We start from the raw sequence: 5,475 nt of genomic DNA, 5'->3' as shown, positions 1-5,475 counted from the left end.
GGGGATATATCCGGATAGCGGACGGAACGGTGGAGTGTGCGGCGCCGGACAAAATCATCGAGCGCGGGGCGGTGTGGCAGAAGTTTGGTGGACAGAGTATAAGTCAGGCAATGCAGTGCTGGGAAAACGCCGAATTTGCCATAACGCCTGAAGTCAGGCGGTTATCGGATGACTCGCCGGTGGCTGGTCTGACGCTGGGTTTAACAGGTGCGGATGGCACGCAGCAAAGTCTGGCAACCTCCGCTTCAGGGGCCACTGCGGTGCAGAATAATATTAATATCGATTCTCTCAACGCCTCTTTGCTGGATAAAACATAAGGCGTTGCGTTATTTCGAAGTATATCTTCGGGGAAAGCACCGTGTTGGTTGTCACGAAGGTCTTTCTGAAGATTATTTTCCTGAACGGAAAAAGGACAGAATTCATGACGGAAGAAAATACGACAGGTAATGAGAGCAGTCCCTCGACGATCTACATAAAACCAGAATGGGATGACAATGGAAAGGTCTACTGGCCTGGCATACAGAATCAGAAAAAATCAAAGAATGCTAAAGCTGTTTTGCTGCAGCCTCCTGTCAAAGCGATCCCCGTTATCTTCCTTCCTGGAGTGATGGGGACCAATTTGATGGGAACTGACGAAGGAAAGGAAAATGACATCTGGCGTGGCGATAGTTTGGGAGGCGTATTTCTTAAATGGGCACGCAAGGATGGTACTGAACGAAGAGAGTTACTTAATCCCGACACTACTAAGGTGGACAATCGCGGGGATATTAACCAGACCCTCTATTCTCCGCTTTCCGATGACGGAAAAATATTTACAACCCGCCGGGAGCGGGGCTGGGGAGAGGTTTTATCCTTCAGCTACGGTAAATTTATAAGCGTTTTCCAGGGGGCGCTGTTGGATGACTGGCAGCAGGATCTTGTTCACTATGGTAAATCAACGTCGGAGAAAAATGGGGTACTAAGTCAGTTGGTTGGCAAATCGCTGTCTAAAGGGATAGATACTGAAATTACCGGCGAATCCATCCTGACTCAGCAGGAACTGAACCATTTCAAGAACTTTTTATTCCCGGTTCACGTCTATGGCTATAACTGGCTTCAGGATAATAAAACCTCGGCGCAAGGACTGGTTGCCTTTATCGACAGGACTATCAGCCTCTACAAAAATGAGCGCGGCCACGGTATGCCCTTTCCCGCCGGGCAGGAAAAAGTCATTATCGTTACCCATTCCATGGGCGGGCTGGTGGCGCGTTACGCGTCCCAGGTGTTGGGCGCAAAAGATAAGATTCTGGGTATAGTGCATGGGGTGATCCCCGATCTTGGCTCACCGGCAGCGTACCGCCGCATGAAGGTTGGCGCAAAACAGGAAGGCATGGCCGGAGCCGTATTGGGTAATACCGCAGAAGAGCTGATGCCGGTCCTGGCCAGGGCTCCCGCGCCGCTTCAGCTCTTACCTTCGGCGAAATACCTTTCCGGAGCGCCCTGGCTGAGCGTGGAAGGGGCTGGCGAAGACGGCAGCGATGTAAAACTACCGCAAGCCGGGGATCCTTTCGGGGAGATTTACCTCAACAAGACGCTGTGGTATCGCCTGTATGAGTCCGACATTATCGATAAGGACGAGGCGGTGAGTCAGAGTAACTGGACTAACTACGTACATTTAGTTGATAAGCCTGTCCGCAAGTTTATTTCTTTCATGGATAGTAGGGGCTATCATCCTAATACTTACGTTTTCTATGGGCATAATATCGCCTCCGATGGCACGCTGACATGGCAAAAAACCTCCATTACCTACCCGAAAAACAGCCATGATAGTGACAGAAAGCTACCCAACAACTACAGAGAGATCCCCCTTCCTTTTAATCGTTCTCAGATGTATGTGATCAACTCATCAAAAACCGCTGGGGATGGCACGGTGCCGGTGGAGTCGCTGAGCGCCATTTGCCGTAACAGCGAAATCAAAAGCGTTCTGGCTATCGACGTGGACCACCAGGGAGCCTATGACGTCAGCAGCATGAAGGATATTCAGGCCAGGCCAGCCCTGCAGTTTACTCTCAGAGCCATTGTGAAAATGGTCCAGGAGATCCCGAACCCATGAAGACCGTTAGACAGCTTACAGCGTTATCTCTTATGGCGGGCAGCATGCTTTTTATTGCCCAGACTACGGCATCCACGCCAGTACAGAAGGACAGTCCAGTGATAAATACTTTGTTTGCGCAGACCAAACCGCAGTGCATTGGGCGCTATGTGATTGACGTTCCCGAGTCATTCAACAATCAGCTCCACGATATGATTTTTATCGATGATTTCAAAATTGAAAGCAAACCTCTCTTTCTACCTGCATTTAAACAACGGGTGCAGTTAAGAGAGCAGGCGCTGCGCGATGCCATTAATAAACCTGGAAATGAGTCTGTAAATGCACCGTATATAAAAGAAAAAATTGAGCTGCCTGATGACAAGGGAATTATCTTTGACAGAAATATTTCAGGAGAAGACGATCTCGGAAGAGTTTTAGAGGCACATGTATTTGTCAATATGACCGCTTTTATTATCACGACGGAAATACTTGATTTATCCAGTCCTAAATATAGAGAAAGGAAAAAAACATACATTAAAGCGGGTTTTACCGAGGCTCAAATGAATGAGAAACCAGCTAAGCTGGTGGCTCTACAGTCTCTGATATCACGGCTTAGCGGCAGAAAAGATGAGGATGTTCCGTCGGTTAAAGGTGTGTGTATTCCAAATGGGTTTATCCGGGATGATGGTAATCAGCATGTTGAAAAAATTACTTTCCAGTATGAAAATGATGATTTTATTTTAGGGGTGTATACAAATAATAAATATCCTGGTTCTGAGGACACCCTGTTTAACCGTAGTGCACAAATTAATGAGGCACTTAAAACGTCAAATCAGTACACCATAAAGAAAGTGGCACTCTCACCGAACGGTATTCCCGCGGAGTCATGGTTGTTTGGTGGTACTCAAACCATGAGAGATACGGTAACGGGGAAAGATGAGAAGAATACATTTTATGATTTTGATTTTAAAGCCAATGAGCGTGATGCTACCGCAGACAAGCCAAAATTTAGCATTGGACTCACCAGCGAGTATAAAAAAACGAGCTACAGCGAAGCACAGATGATAGAAATCTGGGACCGGCTGGTGAATTCCCTGCGCTATAAATGAAGAAACAAGATGGGTGCCTGGAATGGTTTTCGTTTCTTCCGGAGAGCCAGCCAGGCATGCTGAGCAGGAGTGGTCACCATGCAATGTATCTGTAAATATATGGCTTTATCATCACTGGCTGCCGGTTTGTTTTTTATTGCCCAGGCTACGGCATCCACGCCAGTGCAGAAGGACAGTCCAGTGATAAATAGTTTGTTTGCGCAGACCAAACCGCAGTGCATCGGGCGCTATGTGATTGACGTTCCCGAGTCATTCAACAATCAACTTCACGATATGATTTTTATTGATGATTTTAAAATTGAAAGTAAACCTCTCTATCCATCCTCATTTAAACAGCGGGTGCAGTTAAGAGAGCAGGCGCTGCGCGATGCCATTAATAAACCAGACAACTTATAAAGGAACTATTTTAGATATGGGGCTTCTTGGACAGAGATGGTCTTGTATAAATGCAAAAACATATCCTTTACCGAAGGCAAAAATGGTTTGGTTATTAGTTAAAGCTCTCCGAAGAAGAGTGTTTATTCTATTTCAGATGGGGTGTGTTGATTTTAATAAAAAGAGCTTCACCTGCGTAAACGTACCATTCTCTGATGTTGGGAAAAACGAAAATATCATGACGTAAGAAATGTGTTTGTATATTATATAAAAGTAATGATATTTACTACACTATGGAAGATGTCGACAGTAGAGTACTGTGCTCATTAAATCATCAATAGTATAAATTCAATCTGTATTAAATTGTTTATTGTTAATCTGTGTCGTAATTAACTGTAAATTACATTCGTTTAATTTGATCATTTGAAGGGATTCTAATGACTACAAACCCTGCTACGTTGTTATTCAACCATAACCATAACCTGCTCGTGGTGAAAGGCTGTGAGTCCGCGCTCGACGTGCTGGCGTTTGAAGGCGATGAGGCCCTGAGCACGCCGTTCCGCTACCGTATTGAATTCACCAGCAGCGACCACGCTATCGCCAGAGAGGCGATGCTGATGAAGCCCGGTTCGCTGACGCTGCAGGCCCCGTTAGACCAGGGTTACGGCATTAAAGTGCAGCAGCCGGTGCGCACCCTTCAGGGCGTGGTGACCGGTTTTGAACGCCTCAGCACGTCAAAAGATGAAACCCGCTACGCCCTGACGCTCCGGCCACGCCTGGCGCTGCTCGACCGCTCGCACCAGAACGCCATTTACCAGGACATGTCGGTTCCGCAAATCGTGGAAAAAATCCTGCGCGAGCGCCACGGTATGCGCGGTCAGGATTTTCTGTTCTCGCTGTCAAAAGAATACCCGCGCCGTGAACAGGTGATGCAGTACGGTGAGGACGACCTGCACTTTATCACCCGCCTGCTGGGTGAGGTCGGCATCTGGTTTCGCTTCACCACCGACACGCGCCTCAACATTGACGTGGTGGAGTTTTACGACAGCCAGCAGGGGTATGAAAAAGGTCTGACGCTGCCGTCGGTACCGCCATCGGGCCAGCATTCAAAAGGCGTGGATTCAGTCTGGGGAATGGAATGCCATCACAACGTGGTGCAGAAGCAGGTCAGCACCCGGGACTACAACTACCGTCAGGCCACGCAGGACATGAACACCCTGGTGGATGCGACCCGCGGGGATGTCACCACGTACGGTGATGCCTATCACTGGGCGGATAACTACCTGACGCCGGGCAGCACCTGTGACCGCAACCCGGCCCCGGAGTCGGGGGCGTTTTATGCCCGCCTTCGTCACGAACGCTACCTGAATGGCCAGACCCGGGCGCAGGGCATCACCAGCTGTCCGACCCTCTCGCCGGGTCAGGTAGTGAAAGTTACCGGCGGGTATGAAGTGGCCGACGTGTTTGCGCAGGGCGTGGTCATCACGGTGATGCACACGTATGCCCGCCGTGATAAGGACTTTGCGGTTGATTTTGACGGCATCCCGGACAGCACCGATTTTGGTTTCCGTCCTGAGCCTGGCTCACGCCCGGTGATGGCTGGCACCTTACCGGCCCGCGTCACCAGCACCACCGAAAATGACACCTACGGGCATATCGATAAGGACGGTCGCTATCGCGTCAACATGCTGTTTGACCGTGATAACTGGGAAACCGGGTTCGAGAGCCTGTGGGTGCGCCAGTCCCGCCCTTATGCAGGGGACACCTATGGCCTGCACCTGCCGCTGCTGGCGGGCACCGAGGTGGCGATTGGCTTTGAGGACGGCAATCCGGACCGGCCGTACATTGCCGGCGTGCTGCATGACTCGGCGCACGGCGACCACGTCACTATCCAGAATTACAAACGCAACGTCCTGCGCA

At 49.5% G+C, this 5,475-nt stretch carries 3 protein-coding genes and 2 pseudogenes; all 5 read left to right on the top strand.

Translation table 11 applies throughout. The features are described 5' to 3' along the window. A pseudogene (locus AC2FAJ_RS23460) lies at window positions 1–317 on the top strand (type VI secretion system tip protein VgrG); the annotation flags it as partial. 104 nt (window positions 318–421) lie between these two features. Further along, complete coding sequence (locus AC2FAJ_RS23455) at window positions 422–2,092, top strand: acetyltransferase (protein ID WP_485454550.1); 1,671 nt, start codon at window positions 422–424, stop codon at window positions 2,090–2,092. Further along, window positions 2,089–3,180: a T6SS immunity protein Tli4 family protein gene (locus AC2FAJ_RS23450; protein WP_045631656.1), complete on the top strand. Its 1,092-nt coding sequence runs from the start codon at window positions 2,089–2,091 to the stop codon at window positions 3,178–3,180. The genes AC2FAJ_RS23455 and AC2FAJ_RS23450 overlap by 4 nt, the downstream gene beginning before the upstream one ends. 99 nt (window positions 3,181–3,279) lie before the next feature. Continuing rightward, window positions 3,280–3,570: pseudogene (locus AC2FAJ_RS23445) on the top strand (T6SS immunity protein Tli4 family protein); the annotation flags it as partial. Between the two features lie 422 nt (window positions 3,571–3,992). Next, a partial coding sequence (gene vgrG, locus AC2FAJ_RS23440) for a type VI secretion system tip protein VgrG (protein ID WP_485454549.1) occupies window positions 3,993–5,475 on the top strand: 1,483 nt, incomplete at its 3' end.

Source organism: Enterobacter cloacae complex sp. 385G4 (assembly GCF_057320665.1).
This window is presented reverse-complemented; position numbering and strand designations above follow the sequence as displayed.

What these genes read in the sequence shown, in the direction of transcription:
- AC2FAJ_RS23455 (WP_485454550.1), top strand. Translation starts at nt 422, where the DNA reads ATGACGGAAGAAAATACGACAGGTAATGAGAGCAGTCCCTCGACGATC.
- AC2FAJ_RS23450 (WP_045631656.1), top strand. Translation starts at nt 2,089, where the DNA reads ATGAAGACCGTTAGACAGCTTACAGCGTTATCTCTTATGGCGGGCAGC.